The organism is Streptomyces sp. NPDC048825 (genome assembly GCF_043198355.1).
GTDB lineage: Bacteria > Actinomycetota > Actinomycetes > Streptomycetales > Streptomycetaceae > Streptomyces > Streptomyces xiangluensis.
Genome location: NZ_JBICUR010000028.1, coordinates 42,268 through 63,753, shown reverse-complemented (window position 1 = coordinate 63,753; position 21,486 = coordinate 42,268). Strand labels below are relative to the sequence as shown.

General features: G+C 70.9%; 20 protein-coding genes and 1 pseudogene. 8 read left to right on the top strand and 13 right to left on the bottom strand.

All coding sequences use genetic code 11. The annotated features are described in order from the left end of the window. The first annotated feature begins 61 nt into the window (after nucleotides 1-61). From ACGFNK_RS42665 to ACGFNK_RS42645, 5 genes are all read left to right on the top strand, one after another. Entirely contained in the window at nucleotides 62-649 is a 588-nt protein-coding gene (locus ACGFNK_RS42665) for a copper resistance protein CopC (RefSeq protein ID WP_393425810.1), read from the top strand. After that, the gene (locus ACGFNK_RS42660) at nucleotides 639-2,684 is read left to right on the top strand and encodes a cytochrome c oxidase assembly protein (protein WP_393425807.1); all 2,046 of its coding nucleotides are present in this window, start codon (nucleotides 639-641) and stop codon (nucleotides 2,682-2,684) included. Before ACGFNK_RS42665 ends, ACGFNK_RS42660 begins: the two co-directional genes overlap by 11 nt. Beyond that, nucleotides 2,681-3,352 carry a DsbA family protein gene (locus ACGFNK_RS42655; protein WP_393425804.1) on the top strand — a complete coding sequence of 224 codons (672 nt, stop codon included), beginning with the start codon at nucleotides 2,681-2,683 and terminating at the stop codon, nucleotides 3,350-3,352. Before ACGFNK_RS42660 ends, ACGFNK_RS42655 begins: the two co-directional genes overlap by 4 nt. A 78-nt stretch (nucleotides 3,353-3,430) precedes the next feature. Then, complete coding sequence (locus ACGFNK_RS42650; RefSeq protein WP_393425801.1) at nucleotides 3,431-3,886, top strand: DUF3093 domain-containing protein; 456 nt, start codon at nucleotides 3,431-3,433, stop codon at nucleotides 3,884-3,886. A gap of 811 nt (nucleotides 3,887-4,697) precedes the next feature. After that, nucleotides 4,698-5,453 (top strand): DUF1775 domain-containing protein, encoded by a 756-nt coding sequence (locus ACGFNK_RS42645; RefSeq protein ID WP_393425798.1) that lies wholly within the window; start codon nucleotides 4,698-4,700, stop codon nucleotides 5,451-5,453. A gap of 124 nt (nucleotides 5,454-5,577) precedes the next feature. Here the strand turns inward: ACGFNK_RS42645 and ACGFNK_RS42640 are convergent, their stop codons facing one another. The 6 genes from ACGFNK_RS42640 to ACGFNK_RS42615 all read right to left on the bottom strand — a co-directional run bounded on the left by ACGFNK_RS42640 (nucleotide 5,578) and on the right by ACGFNK_RS42615 (nucleotide 13,238). Continuing rightward, complete coding sequence (locus tag ACGFNK_RS42640) at nucleotides 5,578-7,620, bottom strand: copper resistance CopC/CopD family protein (RefSeq protein ID WP_393425795.1); 2,043 nt, start codon at nucleotides 7,618-7,620, stop codon at nucleotides 5,578-5,580. A gap of 24 nt (nucleotides 7,621-7,644) precedes the next feature. Continuing rightward, nucleotides 7,645-8,166, bottom strand: a complete 522-nt coding sequence (locus tag ACGFNK_RS42635) for a hypothetical protein (protein ID WP_393425792.1) — start codon at nucleotides 8,164-8,166, stop codon at nucleotides 7,645-7,647. Between the two features lie 97 nt (nucleotides 8,167-8,263). After that, nucleotides 8,264-8,422 (bottom strand): hypothetical protein, encoded by a 159-nt coding sequence (locus ACGFNK_RS42630; RefSeq protein WP_393425789.1) that lies wholly within the window; start codon nucleotides 8,420-8,422, stop codon nucleotides 8,264-8,266. 174 nt (nucleotides 8,423-8,596) lie between these two features. Continuing rightward, a complete protein-coding gene (locus ACGFNK_RS42625; RefSeq protein ID WP_393425786.1) occupies nucleotides 8,597-8,986 on the bottom strand; it encodes a hypothetical protein in 390 nt (129 codons plus the stop codon). 455 nt (nucleotides 8,987-9,441) lie between these two features. Further along, nucleotides 9,442-11,241: an FAD-dependent monooxygenase gene (locus ACGFNK_RS42620; RefSeq protein WP_393425783.1), complete on the bottom strand. Its 1,800-nt coding sequence runs from the start codon at nucleotides 11,239-11,241 to the stop codon at nucleotides 9,442-9,444. Nucleotides 11,242-11,294: 53 nt separating this feature from the next. After that, nucleotides 11,295-13,238, bottom strand: coding sequence for a maleylacetate reductase and hydroxyquinol 1,2-dioxygenase domain-containing protein (locus ACGFNK_RS42615; RefSeq protein ID WP_393425780.1), 1,944 nt, complete (start codon nucleotides 13,236-13,238; stop codon nucleotides 11,295-11,297). Nucleotides 13,239-13,416: 178 nt separating this feature from the next. On the opposite strand from ACGFNK_RS42615, the gene ACGFNK_RS42610 reads away from it, so the two are divergent. The 3 genes and pseudogenes from ACGFNK_RS42610 to ACGFNK_RS42600 all read left to right on the top strand — a co-directional run bounded on the left by ACGFNK_RS42610 (nucleotide 13,417) and on the right by ACGFNK_RS42600 (nucleotide 15,547). Next, nucleotides 13,417-14,295, top strand: coding sequence for a helix-turn-helix domain-containing protein (locus ACGFNK_RS42610; protein ID WP_393425777.1), 879 nt, complete (start codon nucleotides 13,417-13,419; stop codon nucleotides 14,293-14,295). Between the two features lie 71 nt (nucleotides 14,296-14,366). Further along, a pseudogene (locus ACGFNK_RS42605) lies at nucleotides 14,367-14,917 on the top strand (cyclase family protein); the annotation flags it as partial. Nucleotides 14,918-15,262: 345 nt separating this feature from the next. After that, the gene (locus ACGFNK_RS42600) at nucleotides 15,263-15,547 is read left to right on the top strand and encodes a hypothetical protein (protein ID WP_393425916.1); all 285 of its coding nucleotides are present in this window, start codon (nucleotides 15,263-15,265) and stop codon (nucleotides 15,545-15,547) included. A gap of 95 nt (nucleotides 15,548-15,642) precedes the next feature. Here the strand turns inward: ACGFNK_RS42600 and ACGFNK_RS42595 are convergent, their stop codons facing one another. From ACGFNK_RS42595 to ACGFNK_RS42565, 7 genes are all read right to left on the bottom strand, one after another. Continuing rightward, the gene (locus tag ACGFNK_RS42595) at nucleotides 15,643-16,821 is read right to left on the bottom strand and encodes an XdhC family protein (RefSeq protein WP_393425774.1); all 1,179 of its coding nucleotides are present in this window, start codon (nucleotides 16,819-16,821) and stop codon (nucleotides 15,643-15,645) included. A gap of 93 nt (nucleotides 16,822-16,914) precedes the next feature. Then, nucleotides 16,915-17,796 (bottom strand): fumarylacetoacetate hydrolase family protein, encoded by an 882-nt coding sequence (locus ACGFNK_RS42590; RefSeq protein ID WP_393425771.1) that lies wholly within the window; start codon nucleotides 17,794-17,796, stop codon nucleotides 16,915-16,917. A gap of 14 nt (nucleotides 17,797-17,810) precedes the next feature. After that, the gene (locus ACGFNK_RS42585) at nucleotides 17,811-18,209 is read right to left on the bottom strand and encodes a RidA family protein (RefSeq protein WP_386355700.1); all 399 of its coding nucleotides are present in this window, start codon (nucleotides 18,207-18,209) and stop codon (nucleotides 17,811-17,813) included. An 11-nt stretch (nucleotides 18,210-18,220) separates the two neighbouring features. Further along, nucleotides 18,221-18,754: a cupin domain-containing protein gene (locus ACGFNK_RS42580; RefSeq protein ID WP_393425767.1), complete on the bottom strand. Its 534-nt coding sequence runs from the start codon at nucleotides 18,752-18,754 to the stop codon at nucleotides 18,221-18,223. After that, entirely contained in the window at nucleotides 18,747-19,118 is a 372-nt protein-coding gene (locus ACGFNK_RS42575) for a hypothetical protein (RefSeq protein WP_386355704.1), read from the bottom strand. The genes ACGFNK_RS42580 and ACGFNK_RS42575 overlap by 8 nt, the downstream gene beginning before the upstream one ends. Before the next feature lie 25 nt (nucleotides 19,119-19,143). Beyond that, the gene (locus ACGFNK_RS42570) at nucleotides 19,144-20,742 is read right to left on the bottom strand and encodes an FAD-dependent monooxygenase (protein ID WP_393425764.1); all 1,599 of its coding nucleotides are present in this window, start codon (nucleotides 20,740-20,742) and stop codon (nucleotides 19,144-19,146) included. After that, a complete protein-coding gene (locus ACGFNK_RS42565) occupies nucleotides 20,739-21,485 on the bottom strand; it encodes an SDR family NAD(P)-dependent oxidoreductase (protein ID WP_386355710.1) in 747 nt (248 codons plus the stop codon). Before ACGFNK_RS42565 ends, ACGFNK_RS42570 begins: the two co-directional genes overlap by 4 nt. Between the last annotated feature and the right edge of the window lies 1 nt (nucleotide 21,486).

Genomic DNA, 21,486 nt, shown 5'->3' with positions numbered 1-21,486 from the left:
GCGGGCCGGTCCCTCCCACCCTGGTGGCCACGTCGCCGGGGGCCACAGAGAGTCCCGCGTCATGAACGTCACCGACCGGCGTGCCGTCCGCACGGCGGCACGCACCCTGGTCGCACCCGCCGCCCTGGCGGTCCTGGCCACCACCGCTCCGCAGGCCGCAGCCCACACCGGACTCGACACCACCAGTCCGGGCGCGGGCGCCACACTCGCCGGACTGCCCCCGCGCGTCACGCTGTCCTTCAGCGACGCGATGACCCAGAAGTACTCCAAGGTCGCCGTCACCGGCCCGGACGGCGCCTCGGCCGTCGCGGGCGATCCGCAGGTCGAGGGCAAGACCGTCAGCCTTCCCCTCGACACCGGCTCTCCAGCCGGCCGCTACACCGTGGGCTATCGGGTCGTCTCCGCCGACGGCCATCCCGTCTCGGGCTCGTACACCTTCACCGTCGAGGAGACGGGCAGTCCCAGCCCGTCTCCGCGGGCCGCGGAATCGGCCGATGCGGCGGCTCGGCAGCCCGAGTCGGGCCAAGCCGGCGGAGAGTCTTCGGACGCGGGCGGCACCATGCTGATCGGTGCCGGTGTGCTGGCCGTCGCCGTGGCGGCCGCGGGCGGGTTTGAGGCGCGGCGGAGGCGAGCCGGTCGTGGCCACTGACACCACCAAGACCCGGCGGCTGCCGCCTCTGTCCCTCGTGCTGGTCGCATCGGTCGGCGTCGCCGTCGCCGTGACGGTGGCCGCCGTGCGGGCCGGAGGCGGCGCGACGGTAGAGATCCCCGGGATCCCGGAGGCGGGGGCCGTGACCGCCTGGGGGCTGCCGGTGGCCCGTACCGTCACGGACGCCGCCGCGGTGGCCACCATCGGCTCGCTGCTCCTGGTCGTCGTTCTGTTGCCGGGCGGCAAGAGACTCGGCGCCACGCAGCTGCGTTACCTCAACTGGGCTGCGGCGGCAGGGGTGTTGTGGGCCGCCGCCTCGGCCGCCGCCCTGTTGTTCACGCTCTCCGACCTGTTCGCCCGGCCGGTCGGCGACATCATGTCCCCCGCCGTGCTGGCCGACTTCGTGTCCACGGACCCCCAAGGGCGGTCGTACGCCCTGATGGTGGCCGCCGGAGGCGTCATCGGGACGCTCTGCGTGGGCATCGGTACGGCGCGATGGGCCCGCCTGGCGCTCCTGGTCGCCCTCGCCGGACTGCTGCCGCCCGCCTTCACCGGCCACTCCTCGGCGTCCGGCAACCATGACGCGGCGGTCACCAGCCTCGCGCTGCACCTGGTCGGCGTGGCCCTGTGGGTCGGCGGGCTGGTCTTCGTGCTGGTCGTCGCTGCCCGGCGGGAGCCGGACACGGCGGCCGCAGCCCGCCGTTTCAGTCCCCTCGCCGGCTGGGCGCTGCTCGCGGTCGCGGCCAGCGGCATCGTCAATGCCGCGGTCCGGCTCCCGTCCCTGGGCGACGTGTTCACCAGCCGGTACGGGCTGATGGTCATCGGCAAGGCGGTCGCGCTCGCCCTGCTCGGTGCCGTCGGCTGGTGGCACCGCCGCCGCACGCTGCCCACTCTCGCGGACGGCAGCCGACGGGCGTTCGTCCGGCTCGCGGCCGGCGAACTGCTGCTCATGGCCGCCGCGATGGGACTCGCGGTGGGCCTGTCACGTACCCCGGCGCCCGGTGCCGAGGACGCGTCGCTCTCCTCCGCCGAGGAGTTGCTGGGCTTCCCCATGCCGCCGCCGCTCGGCGACTTCCCGTGGACGCCGCTGTTCACCCAGTGGCACTTCGACCCGCTGTTCGCGTTCGGCACCGCGGCCGCCGCCCTGCTGTACCTGGCGGGCGTACTGAAGTTGCGCGCCCGGGGCGACACGTGGCCGGTCGGGCGCACCATTTCGTGGCTGCTGGGCCTGGTGGTGACTGTGCTGGCGACCATGAGCGGGCTGGCGGTCTACGGCAAGGTGCTGTTCAGCGTGCACATGGGCCAGCACATGATCCTCGCGATGACGGTGCCGATCCTGCTCGTGCTGGGCGCCCCCGCCACGCTCGCCCTGCGCGCCCTGCCCCGCGCCCCCAAGGGAGAATCAGACGGGCCGCGGGAGATGCTTCTCAAGCTTCTGCACAGCCGCTACGTGAAAGTCATCTCGCATCCGGTGGTGGCGAGCGTGCTGTTCATCGGCAGCGCCTTCGTCGTTTACTACAGCTCGCTCTTCGAGACCCTGATGCGCAGTCATCTCGGCCACACGTTCATGCTGGTGCATTTCCTGGCCGTCGGACTGCTGTTCTTCTGGGTCGTCATCGGCATCGACCCCGGACCGCACCGACCGCCCCATCTGGGCCGTCTGTTCGTGCTGATCCTGACGATGCCGTTCCACTCCTGGTTCAGCATCTCGCTGATGAGCTCGACCGCGCTGATCGGCGAGGGCTGGTGGTCCGCGCTCGACCGGCCCTGGGTCGAGTATCCGATGGACGACCAGTACGACGCCGGAGCCATCGCCTGGGCCACCGGCGACATCCCCGTCCTGATCACCACGATCATCCTGGCCATCCAGTGGATCCGCTCCGACCAGCGCGAGGCCCGCCGCGTCGACCGGAAGATCGACCGCGGCGACGAGAACGACCCGCTGGCCGCCTACAACGCCTACCTGGCGAGCCTGCACGCCCGCGACCGGCTGCCCGACCGCACCACCAACTCCGCCCCCACCAAGGAATCATGAAGAAGCTCAAGAAGCACCTCGTCGTCGCCGCGGCGCTCGTCGCCGCCTTCGCCGCCGCCCTCGGCGCCTTCCTGCTGTTCTCTCCCGACGACGGCGACGCCGGCGGCGGCGTGAACGTGCAGCCCGCCGCCGAGGCCCTGCCGGTCCGCGACACCAGCCACCGCCTCACCGAGCCGAAGAAGAGCGAACTCACCATCGTGGAGTTCCTGGACTTCGAGTGCGAGGCGTGCGGGGCGATGTACCCGGTCGTGGAGAAGCTGCGCGAGGAGTGCGGCGACCGGGTCACCTTCGTCGCCCGCTACTTCCCCATGCCCGGCCACCGCAACGCCGAGCCGGCTGCACGCGCCGCCGAAGCCGCCGCCCAGCAGGGCAAGTTCGAGGAGATGTACACCAAGCTCTTCACCACCCAGAAGGAGTGGGGCGAGTCGCAGGAGTGGAAGGAGTCCGTCTTCCGCGGCTACGCGAAGCAACTCGGCCTGGACATGGACCGGTTCGACGCCGACCTCGCCGATCCGGAAACGGCCGGACGTGTCCAGGACGACCAGCGCGACGGCCTCGGGCTGGGCGTGCAGGGCACCCCGACCTTCTTCCTCGACGGAGAGGCCGTCACCACCCCCGGCTCCTACGAGGCGTTCAAGTCCCTCATCGACGACCGGCTGTCCGACTGACGAGGCCCATGCGCCGGCACGTTCTTCCCCCTGTGAACAGTCCCGCCGTCCCCCGACGTATACGACAAGGTGAACGCAGTGACCACCAGCAAGGCACCCGCGTACGACGAACGCCTCACCGCTCCCAGATCCTGGTGGGCCATCGCCGTCCTCTTCGGCCTCTCCATGGCGCTGATCTTCATGCCCTACGGCCCCATTGCCGCGCTCATCGCCCTGGTGGCGGGCACCTGCCTGGCCGGGCTCTTCGTCAGTTCCCAGGGCTCCATGCGGATCAGAGTCACGAACGGCCTCCTGGTGGCCGGCGACGCACGGATCCCGCTGAACGCGCTGGGCGAACCGCAGGTCCTGGAAGGTGAGGAGGCGCGGGCCTGGCGGACGTACAAGGCGGACATGCGCGCGTTCATGGTGATGCGCAGCTACATCACCACCGCCGTGCGCGTCGAGATCGTCGACCCCGACGATCCCACTCCGTACCTCTACCTCTCCACCCGGACCCCGGACCGGCTCGCGAAGGCGATCGGTGAGCGAGCCTGACCGTGCGGCGGCGTACGTACGGCTGTTTCCGGGACGGCCGCCGACCGGTAGGGACGATGGGCGACCGTGCCGCGTGATCACGTGACCGGGCACGAGGAACGTGCCGGAACAGGCCGGGCCGGCCGCGCGGGAACATGCGCGCGGGCCGGCCTGTTCGCCGTGCTCGGCACCGTGCTCGCGACCTTCGGTCACCACGCGATCGCCGAAGGCACGGTGCCCTGGCGGCTGGTGGGCGCGGCGATCGTGGCCCAGTTCGTGGCGGTCTGGCCGCTGGCGCGCCGCCGCTACGCGCCGGTCGCGACCGTGGTGGCCACGCTCGCCGTGCAGGGTGTGCTCCACCTGGCACTGTCCTTCGCGGACGGCGACACGCAGGCGGCGGTGCCGGGGCACCCGATGCACGCCGGGCCTCTCTCTGCCGCCGCGGGGGACGGTCACGCCTGGCATCACGCCGGGGCGGCGATGACGACCGTGCACGCGGCCGCCGCGCTGGTCGTGGCCTGGCTGCTGCACCGGGCGGACGCGCGGATGACGACCGCGCTCGGCACATTCCGCACGCTCGCAAGATCAGCCGCGGCCGCTCTGGCCCAGGTGCTGCCGCGACCGGTGCGCGACACCGGCCGGGTGTTGTTCACGCTGCCCGGCCGGCGGCCGGGCGCCTCCTTCGAGGGAGCGCCCCAAGCAGGGGACGACGTACTGGAGCATGCGGTGGTGCGCAGGGGACCACCGCGGCGGGAGCACTTCCGCTCCGTCACCGGTCCCGGAATCCGGGGGACCGGTCTTTCCCGTATCAGCAAGGAGTTCCCCTGTGTCCATGTCCGCCCATCTGGTGGCCCATGCCGGTCGCCGCATCGCTCTCGCCGGTGCCGCCGCGCTGACTGCCACGCTCACCCTGGCCACACCGTCCGCCGCGCACGCGGAGGTCGAGGCCGACAAGCCCCAGGCCCTGGCCGAGAACGCCACCCTCGACTTCGTCTCCGAGGCCGAGTCCGACACGGCCGGCTTCACCGAGCTGCGCGTCGTACTGCCCGAGGGCATCGCTCCCGGTGACGTCACGCTCGACGAAGCGCCCAAGGGCTGGAAACTGAAGGCCACCAGCGACGGGTACACCGTCGGCGGCCCCGCTCTGAAGACCGGCGTCGACGCCGAGCACAAGATCAAGATCCGGCAGCTGCCGGACGCGAAGGAGCTCGCATTCAAGACCGTCGAGACCTACAGCGACGGCGAGGTCTCCCGCTGGATCGAACTGCCCAGCGGCGGCGAGGAGCCCGAACAGCCGGCCCCGGTCCTGAAGTTGAAGGCCGCGGCCCCGGGCGCCAAGCCGGCCGACCCCAGCCCCAGCACCAGCACCAGCACCAACCCTGGTGAAGGTGCGACGCCCAGCCCGAACCCGTCGGCAACGGAGTCGGATGTCGCGGCCGCGGGGTCCGATGCCGACACCAAGGCCTCAGAGGAGGACGAGGGCGGCTCGGCGGGCCTGGTCATCGGCGGAGGCGTCGTGGCGCTGCTCGTCGTGGGCGGCGGCGCGTGGTGGCTGATGAAGCGTCGCACCGCGGCGTCGCAGAACTGACCGTGCATGCCCTGTCCCGGGGGGCCGAGCCGCTTCCGCCCTCCGGACGCACGGACGCCGACACCGCACGCCCCGGCGAACGTCCGGGGGCCGGCCGGCGTCCGTGCTCACCACGAACAGCGGGTCAGGTCGGCAGCGGCCTGATGGTCACGTTCTTGGAGACGGTGACCTGGTCGATGCCGGAGGTGCGCACCGTGACCCGCAGGGTCCAGGTACCGGGCAGGGGAAGCCGCAGGCGGTCGGTGGCCCAATAGCCTCCCCGGTCAACGAGTTTCGCATCCAGCGGACCGATCCGCTGGGCACGGTGGGTGAGGGTGAGACGGAGTTCGGGAACCGAGGACGGGCCCCCGTCGGGCCCGTACACGATGGCCTCCACGGTGTTGTCGCCCACCTGCCCCGGCGCGAAGGTGATCTGCGCTCTGCCGTGCCCGTTCGGGGTGCCGACATCGAACGGGACCACGGCCACGCTCGCCTTGGGAGCCTGGGCTGCGGCGGTCGCGGCGGCGCTCTCCACGGCGGCACGGCTCGGCTGGGTGCCGGTGAGCACCGTGGTGATCGCCAGGACCACCACCCCGAGGACGGCCTCGGCGGCGACCGATCGGCGCAGGCCACGCAGGTGGCGGCCGGACTCGGACGGGGAGTCTGAGCCGGCGGGGCTGTCGGCCGCGGCGGGCGGCCTGTCGGCGTCCGTGTCCTCGGTTGTGTCGCCGCCCGAGGGGGCACCGGCGCCGACGGTCTGTGCCAGGCGGGTGCGCTGAGGGGCAGTCGCCGGGAGGGTTTCCGGCGGTTGCGGCCGGTGGCCGAGTTGTGCGGTCCACTGGCGGGAGAATGCCGCCGCGGTCAGTACCAGGACCACAGCGGCAACCTTGAGATTGAGGAGCCTGCCGTACTCGGTGGTGGCCAGGGCCTCCAAGGAGCCGACCTGTCGCCAGGACTGGTAGACGCCGGTTGCGACCAGGACGACGACCGCGGTGAACGCCAGCCGGGAGAAGCGCGCCACCGCTGCTGCCGGGATCACCGTGCCTGCGGGTGCCCGGAACAGGGCGACGGCCAGCGCAAGCAGACCACCCAGCCACACCGCCATGGCAAGCAGATGCAGCACGGAGACGGGGATCGCCAACGGGACCTGGATACCGGTGGCGGCGTGGTCGGCAACGGCCCAGGTGAGGGCCAGCCCCACGGCGAACAGCACACCCGCCCCGTACACCCCGGTCCCGAACTGCCGTTCCCCGGCGGGCCGGTCAGCTGCGTCGGCACGGGGAGCGGGCGACGGGTGCGCCGGTGGAGCGGCGTCAGCGGCCGAACCGTGACGCCTCGCCTCGGAACTGCCTCGGAGCCGGGTCGCCAACCGCGCGGCAAGGATTCCCGCCACGGCGAGCAGCAACAGCCGTGCCCCCAGGGCCAGCCCGCCCCTGCCCGTGACGGTCCGGCCCAGGAGCGACAGGTCGAACACCGCGGTGAGTCCCCGGCCGGTCTCGTACGGGCCACGGAGCAGCAGCAGGACGACCGTGGAGGCGAACAGCGCCGTCCAGCCGGTCAGCAGCAGCCTGCGCAGCGGGCGCAGACCTGCGCCGGCGGGCCAGCACGCGAGGGTGAACATGGCGACGCCGATGAGCAGGGCGAGGCCGCCGTACGCGACGTAGCGGAAGGCGTCGTAGAGGCGGGAGGCGGCGGTGTCGGCCGAGGTCTCGGCCGACGGCGCGGCGGCGGAGGTGGCGGATGGTTCGCCGATGGAGAAGGTGAACGCACCGGAGATCGGGTGACCGTCCGCGGAGACGACCCGCCAGGACACCGTGTAGGTGCCTTCGGGCAGCTTGCCGCTCAGCCTCACGCGGGCGGTGTCGGCCTTCCCGCCCGCGCGCGTGACCGCGCCCCGGTCGACCCGCTCGTTCTTCGGGGACAGTACGCGCAGTGAGCCGTCGGCGAGGCTGACGCCTTCGCTGAAGGTGAGCGTGACCTGCTTCGGGGCCGTCTTGAGGACCGATACGTCGGCCGGTTCGGACCCGGTCAGGGTGGCGTGGGCGGAGGCGGGTCCGGCGCCGACGAGGAGGACGGCGAGCACGGCTCCGGCCAGGAGCAGGGCGGTCAGCGGTTTCCTGGCCCGGCGCGATGCCACGAGCATGAGGGCAGCCTCCAGGGTGAGTCGTACGGTGCGGATGCGGGCCATGCGGTGTGAGGGGTGGGGCTGTCGCTACGACGCGCTCGGGGCCGGAGTCGGGCCGATGCCCCGCAGTTGCTGAATCTTCCCGCCGAGCTTGGTACGGAACTGCTCCAGCATCTCCGGCTCTTTCGCGCTGAGGACCCAGCGCGAGCCGACCAGGTACTTGCCGCCGTAGATGGCGGCGGAGTCCAGCCAGGTCTGCTTGTACTTCTCCTCGGGGAAGGTGGTGATGAGGTAGTCGACCTTCTTCGTGTGGCAGAGGCCCTGGCGCAGTTGGTCCGCCTCGATGCGGATCTTGGGCTTGCAGCCGGTCAGGTTGGCGATCACCTCGACCTTCGCAGGGGCCACGGCCTCGGCCACGGGGCTGGTCGAGGGCTTGCGGTCCTCCACGGCACCGTCCGCGCCCCCGCTGCAGGCCGTGGCCAGGGGAAGGAGGGCCAGGCTCGCGGCCAGCGCGGCGCCGCGCACCAGGCGGGCCGTGGGCAGGGTGCGGCCGGTGCGTCCCCCCTCTGACCGCTCTGGCTGTTCTGACTGCTCGGGATGCTGTGGCACGTGCCTCTCCGTCTCCAGGCTGTTCCCGCCCGCGGTCAGCGGCCAGGAGTACGACAAGGGGTACGGGTGAACGCCGGGTACCGTTCACCCCTGTATGTCATGGAATATCCGCAGGGTGGCAGGGGAGCCGCAGCCCAGCGAGGTTCAGCTCGATGGACTGGTGCGCGGGCAGGCTCCCGGCCGGCAGCCCGAGCTCCTCCTGCTGGTCGGCGGTCTTCGCGGGGAACGTTCGGGCGTGCTCGATGAGCGTGTGCATGAATATCGGCCTCGTGACTCTTCGTGGGGCTCTCGCGGAGGGAAGGCGCGAAGAGTGCGTGCTGCGCGCGTCCGGATACGCGTCAACAAGCCGTGGCGAGCGGCCCGTTGAACGCTCGGTCGACGATGGAGGTGCGTACCGGTGGTGGGGACGGTGCGCGGAGCACGCTGCCGATCAGCAGCGGAAGGTCTGCAGGGTGGTGGGGTCGGGCGCGAGTCCGCCGCCGGGGTTCCAGGCGTCTCTCGCAGCCCGGGGATGCGGCACGCCGGACACGATGACGAGGAACGTGATCGTCGCGCTCGCGCTCGCGTCCTCGGCGAGCGACGGCGGCTCGACGAGGTGAACTGCCCGGGGCGGCATGGCAAGAACGTCGTCGGCGGCCTCGTGGTGCTGCGACCGGGTACCGGCCTGAGCCACGGTGGACACGGAACCCTGCGCCGCCCTGGACTCCGCTTCGATTACGGGTGCCACGGCGGACACCGCGCCCGGAGCGGCCGAGGAGTGGTGGGGCAGTCCGAAGTGCAGCAGGACGGCAGCAGCCAGCAGCACGGCTGCTGCCGCCATGCGCCGCATCACCACCGGACCCCCGGATGTCTTGCCCGTACCGACACCGGAACGTTACCGGCGCGCATCCCTCGAACAGGCCGAACTCCCCCGCAGGAAAGGTGACATGGGCAACACCAGCATCTTCATTCCAAGAGCAATCACCCGGTTCGGTGGACCTTGCCGGATGTAGGGAGTGAGTGAGGTCCAGCGGCATCGCGGCACTGTCCGCGAACGGCGGTGAGGCGACGCAGGGCATGGTGGACGTGATCGCCCTCGGCTTCCTGCCGCCCCGCACTCGAGCACCGCGCGATGACTACGACGGCAGCCCGGCCCCGTCCGCCCGCCCGGACGTCCTGTGGGAACTCGCCGCCCGCCACCGCGTCACCCTCTTCGGCACCAGCCCTCTGGCCGACGGCTCCAGCCAGCGGCCCGTCCCAGTGCCCTCCGGTGCATCTGCGGGCCGGGGTCGCGCCTCAACGGGGCGACCGTGCAGGCCGACAGAGCACCGTGGCCAGCGCCTCCCGGAGCAGACGGGTCGCCTCGCCGATGCCGGACGCACCGCTCGGCTTGCGCCAGGCCACGTAACCGTCGGGGCGGATCAGCAGCACGCCGTCTTCGTCGATCCCGGCGCGGCGGCTCCACTCGCCGTAGGCGTCGTGCGCGTCGCGGTCGACGACGACGTCGCGCAGGTCGAGGCCGAGTTCCTCTCCAAGGGCGTCGGCGGCGTCTGTCCACTGTGTTCCGGACAGGCCGGTCAGGACGGAGAATCTGCCGCCGCCGACCAGGTCGAGCGTCGATATCCGCTTGCCGTGTGTGTCGACGAGCCAGGCGTGCGGCAGTTTGGCACCGGGGCGAGAGGTCGGGCGTCCGAAGAGTTCGTCGTCGCGGGTGACATCTTCGACGGTGCCGTCGGGGACGACGGCCGACGACGTGTACCGCTGGTTGTGTTCGACCCCGTGGGCGTTGAACTCGTAGTGCTTCAGCTCGATCGCCTCGTGGATGGCCCGCCGTTTCTTCGCCCCCTCGGCGTCCGGCTGCCGCGCGGCGCGCAGTGCTTTGGTGATCCCCTCTTCATCCCCGCCGACGACGCCGAGGGCCTCGAACAAGGGGAGGAACTGGTCCCGGGAAAGGTTCGCGCGCTCGACGATCTGCTTGGCGACAGGGGCTCTCTCCTCGCAGTAGGTCTCCAGCAGTTCCGGCCCGGCCTGTCCCCTGATGACGGCCGCCAGCTTCCAGGCCAAGTTGTAGGAGTCCTGGACCGAGGTGTTTGACCCGAGGCCGTTGGACGGCGGGTGCCGGTGCACCGCGTCCCCGGCGCAGAAGACGCGGCCGCCCGAAAGCCGAGTCGCGTACGCGTGGTTGACCGTCCACAGGGCGGCGCTGTCGATCTGTACGTCGAGGTCGTCGTCGCCGACAAGGTCGCGGACGATCGCTGTCGCCGACTCGTCGGTGACGGCCGGAGGGGGGTTGTCGATGTCGTAACCCCAGACGATGAGCCACTCGTTCCAGGGCCTGACCATACGCAGCAGGCCCATGCCGATACCGCCGACGTCGGCGCCCGGCCGCATGATCCAGTACAGGACGCTGGGACGGTGCGCGACGTATCGCGTGAGGTCGGCCCTGAAGACGATGTTCATGCTGCCGGCCTTGCCCATCTGCCCCTCCATGGGCAGCCCGAGCTTGTCCGCGACGATGCTTCGGCCGCCGTCGGCGCCGACCATGTAGCGGGCCCGCACGGTGTACTCGCGTCGGCCGGGTCGGTCGCGCAGGGTGGCAGTCACTCCGTCGGCGTCCTGTTCGAAGCCGAGGAGCTCGGTGTTCAGGTTGACCACCGCGCCGCGCTTGGCGGCGTTCTGCAGGAGGATGGGCTCCAGATAGGTCTGGGGGAGGTCGATCATCCCGCAGGGACTCTGCGCCGCGTATTCGCTCAGGCTTTCGTCGCCGGTGCCCCAGGTACGCATGCGGCCGATCTCGTCGCCCAGCAGCGAGGTGGCGAACACTGTGTCGCCCATCAGAGAGCTCGGCGTGCCCTTCTCCAGCGCCTCCTGTTCGATTCCGAGGTCGCGGAAGACCTCCATGGTGCGCTGGTTGGTGATGTGGGCGCGCGGAGTGTCGGCGAGCCACCCGTACTTGGTGACCAGCTGGGTGCGCACACCGTAGGTGGCCAGCATCAGGGCCGCGGAACCACCGGCAGGTCCGCTGCCGATGACGAGGACGTCGGTGTCGTAACTTTCAGGGCTTTCAGGGCTTTCAGGGCTTTCAGGCAGGCTCATGCTGTCTCCGTCGGAGCTGATCAGGGGATCTGGGGATATGGGGAAGCGTGGAATCAGCGCGCGAGGCGCGCGATGCGGAAAGTGAAGTCGAGCAGGCGCCACTCGCCGTCGACCGGCCGGCCGTCGGGCGTCGGGCCGGTGCGCGGGGTGAAGTCGGTGATCAGATCGTCCTTGACGCCGAAGACCGCGTCGCGCTGGCCGGGGGCTCCGTCCAGATAGGCCCCGCCCCGTACGAACAGCTGGGTGACCAGCGGCTGGTATCCGGGAGCGTTGATCAGGAAGTGCAGGTGCGGTGCGCGGTAAGGGTGGCGGCCCACGGCGGAGAGCATCCTGCCGACCGGGCCGTCGTCCGGGATCGGGTATTCCGACGGGAGGATCGACCAGAACGTGAGCCTGCCGCCGGCGTCGGTGGTGAACCGCGCGCGGAGCACGGGGCCTTCGAGGTCGGGGAGCTGGACGTCGTAGAAACCGTCCTCGTTGGACTGCCACACGTCCACGACCGCTTCCGCGACCGGTTTCCCCTCCGGGCCGGTCACGCGGATGTCCGACCACAGCGGCGTGCCGCTGAGCCCTCCCGCGATGTCGCTGCCGTGTTCCGCGGCCGGCGGGCCGGCCACGTAGAAGGGGCCGAGGATCGCCGAGGAAGTGGTGTCTGGGGTACGGGAGTTGGCCAGGGCGTCGACCACACTGGACACGCCGAGGGTGTCGGAGAGGAGGATGAACTCCTGCCTCGTCCCGGTGGTGATGTGGCCGGCCTCGGTGAGGAAGCCGATGGCCCGCTGCCACTCCGGCGGCGTGAGATCGTTGCGGATCGCGTAGCCGTGCAGGGTACGGACGAGATCGGTCAGCAGCTCCCTGCCCCGCGGGTCCGCATAGCCGTCGAAGCTCGCCACGACCTCGTCGGTCAGCGCGCTCAGGTCGGGTACGGAGGGAGCGGCTCCCGTCGGCCGGCGGCCTTCCCAGGCGTCCCGCAGCAGGTCCGCGATGCCGTCGCGGGACAGTTCTCGCGGATTCGGGTAAGGCTGCGAGGCGGCCGGCTCCACGGCGCGGTCCAGGTCGCCCTCGGCCATACCGAGGTCCCGCAGGGACGTCGGACCGCCGACCCGGCGGACCAGGTCGAAAACGCCTGTGGGGGCGTCGGGCACACCCAGCGCGCGGGCGATGCGCTCCATCGCGTCCGCCGCGGCGGGCGCGTTGTACGCCATGACGTGCGGAAGGACCACGGTGTGGGTCTCGGCATGGGGAAGGCCGAAGGTGCCGCCCAGCGTGTGACACAGCTTGTGGTGCAGCCCCATCCCGACGGCACCGAGACACGTGCCCGCCAGCCACGCCGCTTTCAGCAGCTCCGCCCGTGCCTCCGCGTCGGACGGGTCGTCGTGGACGGCGGGAAGCGATCGGGCGATCGCGGCGACCGCCTCCAGGGCCATGGCATCGATGACCGGATCGGCATCCGGGGAGTAGAGGGCTTCCACCGCGTGGGCCAGCGCGTTGACGCCACTGGTGATCGACATCGTGGCGGGGAGACCGAGGGTGAGGTCCACGTCGTACACGACCGTCTCCGGCAGGATCGCGGGCGAGGACCGGGTGACCTTCCGGCCGTCCTCCGTCTCGCCGAGCACCGGTGTGACCTCGGAACCGGCATACGTGGTCGGCACGATGACCTGCGGCAGATCCGTGCGTACCGCCAACGCCTTCGCCAGCCCCGTCGTCGAGCCGCCGCCGATCGCCACCAGGCAGTCCACGCGGTGGTCGCGCACCACGTCCAGGGCCCGCTCGGTCACCTCGACAGGGGTGTGCATGGCCGCACCGTCGAACTCGGCGACCAGGAGACCGCCCAGGACATCCCGCAGCCGGGCGGCGTACTTCTCCAGCGGCGGACTGGAGAGCAGCAGCACGCGGGACGCGCCCAGCCGGTCCGCCTCCGCAGCGACCTGCCGGACCGTCCCCGCACCGAACAGCACGCGGCTCGGGCTGGCTGTGTGAACAAAACTCCTCATGAAGCGGCTCTCCATGCTGCGGGTGTAGGGGGTGTCTGCCGCAGTATCGGCTTCGTGCGGAAGTCTTTCCTGCACGTTCACGGCGTCCCCTTGCACAAACGCGGCGTCGGCCGCCGTCCTGGTCCGGGCTTGCCCACCCGTGCGGACAGTGGAGAGACTGTGCCGACAAGGAGGCCGCATGAGCGAGCTCGGGCTGGGCGACACCCACGGAATACTGACCCGGCCAGGGGTGCGCCAGGTCCGCAGCAGCGCGGGTCTCGGCTGGGAGCGGCTGTACGTGTCGACGCAGCGGGAGCTGCCGTACCGGGATTCCTTCCAGGGAGCCGGCAGCCACCTGGTGATCCTGCATCTGGACGGCCCGGTCACCGTCCGGCGCGGACGCCGCGGGCTGACCGCCACCCGGCAGGTGCCCCCCGGCGGTCTGTTTCTGCATCCGGCCGGCACGGAGCTGGACGTGGAACTCGGCGGCTGCCTGAACACGGTGCACGTCTATGTGTCGGACGCGGTTCTCCAGGCGACGGCGGACGACGGTCGGCCGATGCGGCTCAAGGAGGAGTTCGGCAGTACGGACCCACTGCTGGAGCAGCTCGTTCTGGCGCTCGACGGTGTCGTACGGCACTGGGAGCCCAGCGGGCGCACCTATGTCGACCAGCTCGCGGTCATGACCGCTGCCCAACTGGCCCGCCGCCACGGCGTACGACAGCAGGACGCCGAGCCGTCGGGGCGGCCGGCCGGGCTCACCGACCGTCAGTTCACGGCCGTTCGGGAGCTCCTCGACGCCCGGCTTTCCGAGCCGCTGTCGCTGGAGGACCTCGCCTCGGAGACGGGGCTGAGCGTCAGCCAGTTCGCCCGGCGTTTCAAGACCCGCACGGGGTGCCCCCCGCACCGGTACCTGATGCGGCTGCGCGTGGAACAGGCCGCTCGCCTGCTGCGGGCGGGAACCATGCCCATCGCGCAGGTGGCGGCGATGTGCGGCTTCTCCCACCAGGAGCACCTCACCCGGGTGATCCGCTCCCACCTCGGTACCACGCCCGCCGCCCTGCGCCGCGAGGGCTGACACAGCCGCGCGTGATCTCCGGGGAGCTTGCGGCGAGGGTTCTCGGCGGTTGAGAAGTGAACTCCGGGGCGATAGTCACCTCCGAGGGCGACCTGGTCACCGGCATCAAGCAGATGGCCCCGCATGCGCCGGGCGCGGCCTCCTGCTCGACGTGGGCCTGGTCGTCGGCGGTGCCCCGGGCGAACTGACGGCTTCGCCATCAGAGGAGCACCTGGCCGACACCGCCGAGGTCCACGGCGTCACCCTCGGCCGCGGCGACATCCTCCTCGTGCGGACCGGACAGCCGACCCGCGTCCGGCGTGAGGGCTGGGGCGACTACGCGGGCGGCGACGCGCCCGGCCTGTCGTTCACCGCCGCCGGCTGGCTGCACCGCACGGAGATCACCGCGATCGCCACCGACACCTGGGGATTCGAAGTACGGCCCAACGAGTTCGACCACACCTTCCAGCCGCTGCACCAGGTCGCCATTCCCCACATCGGGCTGCTCATCGGTGAGATGTGGGACCTCGACGCCCTCGACGCCGACTGCGCGGCCGACTGCGTGTATGAGTTCTGGCTCACCGCCGCGCCCCGCCCCATCACCGGAGCCGTCGGCTCCCCGGTGAATCCCATCGCCGTCAAACAGCCGGTCCCACGCAGTCCCACCCAGTCCGCGTCCAACAAGGGAGTTGGTCATGAGCCGCTGGTCAGGAGCCCTTCGCGGCCGGTTCGAGGATCGCCACGCACTCCACATGATGCGTCATCGGAAAAATGTCGGCCTGGGCGGCTCTCGGAAAGGCCCAGGTCAGAGCCGGTTTCTCGGCTCATTTTCCCGCGTGCGGGCGCCCAGAGCGTCAAACGAGCGTCACAGCCGACGGCGTCGTCCGCCAGGAACGTCAATCGTCTGAGCGCGCCGGATCCTCACCGAGATGCTCGCCGGGCAGGGCGAGCAGTTGGCCGAGCTGCGGGAAAACGAGGTCGCCGTGTGATGACATCGGCGATCAGCCGGGCAGCGGTTCGGCTCACCGCGCTCCTGCCCACCCGCGCCGACCTGACGGACATGCGACGCGCCCCCAGGCGGGACCTGCTCGCCGGCCTCACAGTGGCGATCGTGGCCCTGCCGCTCGGGTTCGGCGTCTCTTCCGGCCTCGGCGGGTCCAACTTCCAAGTGTCCGGGCCCACGGGGGCCATGACCGTGGTCCGCGTAAACCTCATCGAGGTACGCGGCCCGTCGGCCCGGTGTGTGACAACGGGCCGACGGGCCCAGCCCTGACGGCTCTCAGCCTCTTGGTCTCAGCACGGTACTGCGCAGCGCCGGGTATGCGACGGACAGGGCGGCGGTCTGTTCAGCCATCGGGCAGGATCCCTTCAGCGGTGCCTTGATGGTTCGGGGGCGCGCCTGGCTCCCGCAGGGCGGTGGATAGGGCCGTCGGTGGTATGCAACGGGCGGCACGGGGCGCCCGTGCGGGCGGCGATGATGTCCGCAGCGATGGAAACCGCGGTCTCCTCCGGTGTGTTCGCGCCGATGTCCAGTCCGATGGGCGAGTGGAGGCGGGCCAGTTGGTCTTCCGTCAGGTCCGTGGCGCGCAGGGCCTCGAGCCGCTGGGTGTGGGTGCGGCGGGAGCCCATGGCACCGACGTAACCGAGGGGGAGGCGGAGTGCGAGGTCCAGCAGGGGGAGGTCGAACTTGGCGTCATGGGTGAGGACGCAGACGACGGTGCGCTCGTCCAGGGCGCCGGTGTCGGCGAGGGAACGAAGGTGCCGGTGCGGCCAGTCGACGACCACCTCGTCGGCGTCGGGGAAACGCTCCCGGGTGGTGAACACCTCCCGTGCGTCGCAGACGGTGACGTGGTAGCCGAGGAAACGGCCGATCCCAGCGACGGCGGCGGCGAAGTCGATCGCACCGTAGACCAGTAGGCGCGGCGGAGAGGCGTACGCGGCGGTGAAGGATTCGATGTACGGCTGGCGGCGCGTGGCCTCCACCTCCCCCGACGCGGGGTCGCAGCCTCCGTCCGCGGCGTAGCGGTGCGTGCCGTGGGAGCCGCGGGCGAGCAGGGCGCGGCTGGCCCGGTCCGCGTCCCGATGGACGGGCGGGTCGCCCGCCGAGGCGGAGGCGGTGAGGGCCCTGGCCGTGCCGAGCGTGCCCGCGGGGCCGTCCACGACGGTGACCAGAGCGACGGGCCGGCCCTCGGCGAGGGCGTCGAGGACGTACCGGATGGCGTCCCGGGAGGTCTCGTCCACCACGGGCCGCACCAGGATGTCGATGGTGCCGCCGCAGGTCAGTCCGACCGCGAAGGCGTCGGAGTCGCTGTAGCCGAAGGAAGCCCGCTGGGGGCGCTCGGTCTTCAGCACCTCCAGGGCCAGCTCGTACACCGCGCCCTCGATGCAGCCGCCGGAGAGGCTGCCGAGCACCTGTCCCGCGACGTCGACCGCGACGCAGGTGCCCGGTGGCCGGGGCGCGCTGCCCTGCACGCCGACGACTGTGGCCAGCGCGAAGGGACGGCCGTCCGCGCACCACTCCCCCAGTTCCGCGGCGATGTCGATCACCGAAGTCTCCTCGTCGTCTTGCGGTCCTCGTACGCGGCCCGCCCTCCTCTCCCAGGACCGGTGGCCGGGACGGTCAGGTCAGGTCAGGTCAGGTCACACCAGCCGGGTCGACGCCACCTTGTTGCGCAGCTCGCCGAGACCGCTGACCCGGGTGACCACCACATCTCCGTCGCGCAGGAAGATCTGCGGCTCGCGCGCGTTGCCGATCCCGCTCGGGGTGCCGGTGAGTACCACGTCCCCGGCGCGCAGGGTCATGCCGCGGCTCAGCTCGGCGACGATACGAGCGAACGAGAAGGCCATGTGGGCACTGGAGGCGTTCTGCAACAGACGGCCGTTGACCTCGCACTGCACCTGGAGGCCGGTGAGGTCGTCGATCTCGTCGGCGGTGGTCAGCCACGGGCCGAGCGGCATGGTCGCGTCGATGCTCTTGCCCTTGAGCCACTGGCCGCCGTGCGCCCGCTGGAGATCACGCTGGGACACGTCGTTGGCGACGAGATAGCCGAAGACGTGGTCCAGCGCCTTCTCCTCAGGGATCGAGCGTCCGTCGCGGCCGATGACGAGCGCGATCTCGGCCTCGTAGTCCCACTTGGCGGAGAGGTCGGGATCGTACGCGATGTCGTCCACCGGGCCGATGACGGTGTCGGGGCCCTTGGTGAAGAAGGTGGGGTGCTCGGGCCGTGCGGCCGGGTCCTGGCCCTCCCGTTTGCCCTTCGACTCCTCGAAGTGGTCCCAGTAGTTCCAGCCGGTGCACAGGATGTCGCGGTGGAAGCGGTGCAGCGGTGATTCCAGGCGGACTTGGGACAGCGGCACCGTCTCGCCGAGTGCCGTGCGGGCCGCGTCGAGGGCCTCCGGGCCGCCGCGGACGATGTCGTCCACGGTGCCGAGCTCCGTCGGCAGCACAGTGACCGTCCGCTCGGTCTCTTTCACGGCGCCCGCCCGGCGCACGCCGCCCAGGGTGAAGGATGCGAGTTTCATACGACCGTCCGCCCTCAGTCCTCGATCACGGCGATCGCGTTGATCTCGATCAGGTAGTCCTTGTTCACGAATTTCGAGACCTCGACCATCGTCGAGGCGGGTGCCACACCGGTGAAGTACTGCCGGCGGACGGTGTGGATGGCGTCGAAGTCCTCCATGTTGCGGACGTAGACGTCGACCCTGGCGATGTCGTCGAGGGTTCCGCCGGCGGCCTCGACGGCGGCTCGGAGGTTCTCGCACACCTGGTGGGTCTGGGTGGTGATGTCGCCGACGCCGGTGACGCCGCCGTCCTTGTTGCGGGCGGTCATGCCGGAGATGAACACCAGTCGGCCCTGGGTCCGGGCTTGCGTCGCCTGGGCGAAGTGCCCGTTCGGAGTGGCGAGTTGGGGGGAGATGATTTCCTGCTTGGGCATGTCAGTCGTCCTCAGCGGGCGTCGTCGGGACTGCTGTACCAGTCGGGCTGGGTGGGGTAGTGGGGGCCGTCGTAGACCTCCAGGAGGATCGACTCCTCCTCGGCGAGGGTCGGGCCGTGCAGGCTGCCCTTGGGGTTCCAGTAGAAGGAGCCCTCGGTCAGGGTCAGCCCCGTCGGCACGTAGATGTAGCGGCCCTTGAGACAGAACATGAACTGGTTCGAGGCGTGGGAGTGGCGTGAGGGGATGCCGGAGCCCTTCTGGAACCGGACCAGGGAGATGGAGGCCCCAGTGTCCTCGTTGCGCCACAGCGCCTTGTGGGTGAGCCCGGCCAGGGTCTTGTCCAGCCACTCCAGATCCTGGGTCTGGAGCAGGACTTCGCGGAAGCGGAACAGCGCTTCGCCGTTCGGGCCCTCGGCCTTCTGCTCCCGGGAGCGGTCGGGGCCCTCACCGCCGTAGTCGGCGGGTTCAGAGAGGTTCTCCGCCCATTCCTCGGCGGACACCGCGTCCGGGCGTGGGGGCGCGGGCACCAGGGTGGGTTCAGTCATGGGTGTGTTCCTGGGCGACGGTCGTGGCGTTCTCGCCGAGGTCCTTCAGTTCGACGAGGCGGCTGCGGTACCGGGTGGTGCCGCGGTTGGTGAGCATGTGGATCTCGCCGGGCTCGCGGTAGACGACACCGCCGGCCGGCTCGTGGACCAGTCGGGGATCGCCGCCGGCCAGGGCGTCGATGCGGTTGTCGGCGGCTTCGAGGGCGATGACGAGGTAGGGGTTGAGGTGCTGGTGCCAGGGCTGATGGGCGCCCGGCTCCAGGGTGATCTCCCAGACCCGTACGTGGGCGTTCTCGAAGACGATCTCCTGGCCGACAGGGGCCAGTTGGACCTCGGAGCCGTCGGGGGCGAAGGCGCTGGTCATGACGTGCTGTTCTCCTGACTGGACATCAGATCCGGGGGACCGGGCGGCCCGTGATCCGCTGGCAGAGCTCCGCCGCCTTGTCGTGGTCGCCGTCGCGGTCGTAGGGGACGAGGGCGGCCACATGGCCGTCGGGGCGGAGCAGGACGAGGGTGTCGTCGGGGACGCCGAAGCGTTGCCGTACCCGCTCCCCCGGGTCGAAGAGCGCCCGGTCGCGCAAGCCTGAGTCGTGCGGGGCGTCCCAGCGGCTGACGGCGAAGTGGCGCAGCGCCGGGGAGTTCTGGGGCGGGATCGCGGGGCGGCGGCGAGTGTCGGTGAAGTACAGGGCCACGAAGGAGTCGGCCGCCAGGTCATGCAGGTGCACCCGTCCCTCGGGGCCGAACAGCGGCAGGTCGGGAGCGCGGTCGCCCGGGACCACTGGCAGCGGGCGGTCGCCGTTCTTCACCATCGACCAGTCACCGGAGCCGTCCACGTCCAGCCGGACGCCCAGCAGGGCTCGGGTGAAGGCGTTGCCCCAGTCACCCTCGGTCATGGCTTCGACCGAGCCTCTTCTGCGGTCCATGTAGGCGCGGGCGGCCTCGGCCATCTCGCCGCTGCCCTGGATCGCGACGGGGGCCTGTTCCTTCTCGTACCCGGAGAGCAGCGACTCGTCGGCCCAGCCGCGCCGCACCCAGGCGAGCCGCCAGGGCAGGTTGGAGGCGTCGAGGACACCGGTGTTCAGGCCGAGCGCCCACATGGGGGTGATGAGGTGGGCGGCGTCGCCCATCAGCAGGATCCGGCCGTCCTGCCAGCGGTCGGCGACCCGGTGGTGGACGGTGTAGATGTTGGTGCCGAGGATCTCCAGGTCCTTGACGTCGCCGATGAACCGGCGTGCCTTGGCGGCGAGTTCGTGCCGTTCCGGCTCCGGACGGCCCGCGGCGAGCGGATAGAGGAAGCGCCAGCAGTGGGGCTGGCGGACCAGGATCATCCACTCCTCGGGGTCGCCGAAGTAGGCGAGGTAGGGGTAGTCGCGGGGGTTGTCGACATCGAGGTCTGCCTTGAGGTCGACCAGCATGTAGCGCTCTTCGAGGGTCTTCCCCTCGACGGTGATGCCGAGTTGCTCGCGCACCTGGGAGCGGCCTCCGTCACAGGCCAGCACGTGCCGAGCGGCTACGGTGCGTTCCCCGGCGGGGGTGTCCAGGCGCAGTTCCACGTGGTCCTCGTGCTGGGTGAAGGAGGTCAGCCGGTGGCCCATGTGCAGGATGCCGGGCGCCTTCTTCTCCAGGGCGGTCCGCAGCACCGGTTCGAGGTGGTGCTGGGGGATGTTGATCACGAACGGGAAGCGGGTGTCCTCCGTCAGCTCGGCCGTCCGGACACTGAACGTCGAGACGTTGGTGGCCCGGTCGAGGTCGCCGATCTCGTCGATGCGCAGGGACGCGCCCAGCACGTCGTCCAGCGCGCCGTAGCGGTGCAGCACTTCGAGGGTGCGGGTGAGGACGGTGCCTGCCTTGGTGTCGAGGGAGAGCCGGTCGTCCTCCTCGAACACGACGACGGGGACGCCGTGATGGACGAGGCCGAGGGCGGTGATGAGGCCGATGGGTCCGGCGCCGATGACGGCGACGGGAAGGTCGTCGTAAGCGGCCGTCACGGGGTCACTCCTTCCGTGCTGGTGCTGAAGGCGCGGTCGCGGGTGAGGGTCGAGCCGGTCATGGTGGCCGCGTCGGAGAGGAGGAAGAGCAGGGGACCGACGACGTCCTCCGGGGTGCCGATGCCGGTGGTGCGCTCCCAGTGCTCGCGTTCGCCGCCAGTGGGGTTGGCGGCCCGGAACTGCGGGGTGTCGATGACGCCGGGGAGGACGGTGTTGACACGGATGCGGTCGTCGGCCACCTCTGCGGCCAGGGATTTGGCGAACGGGATCAGCGCGCCCTTGCTGGCCGCGTAGGCGGATGCCTCGGCGCGGCCCATGTGGGCCAGGCCCGAGGCGAAGACGAGGATGGCGCCGGACCGGCGCTCCCTCATGTGCGGCAGGACTGCCTGGCAGCTCCACAGCACTCCGTCGAGGTTCACGGACAGCGTGCGCCGCCACTCCTCTGGAGAGGTCTCGGAGACAGGCGTGCGCGGCTGTACGGCGGCCCCGGCAACCAGGGCGTCCACGCGCCTGTGGTCCGCGACGACCTTCTGTACGGCGGTGTGGACGGCGGCGCGGTCGGAGACGTCGATCGCGTACTGCTCGATACCGTCGATGCCGTCCAGTTCCTCGGCCGGGGTCACGTCGAGGACGATCGAAGTGCCGCCGGCGGCGGCGTAACCGCGGGCCAGGGCGGCACCGATGCCGCGGGCGCCGCCGGTGACGACGAGTACCTCGCCCGAGGCGTCGAAGAGGGCTTTCATG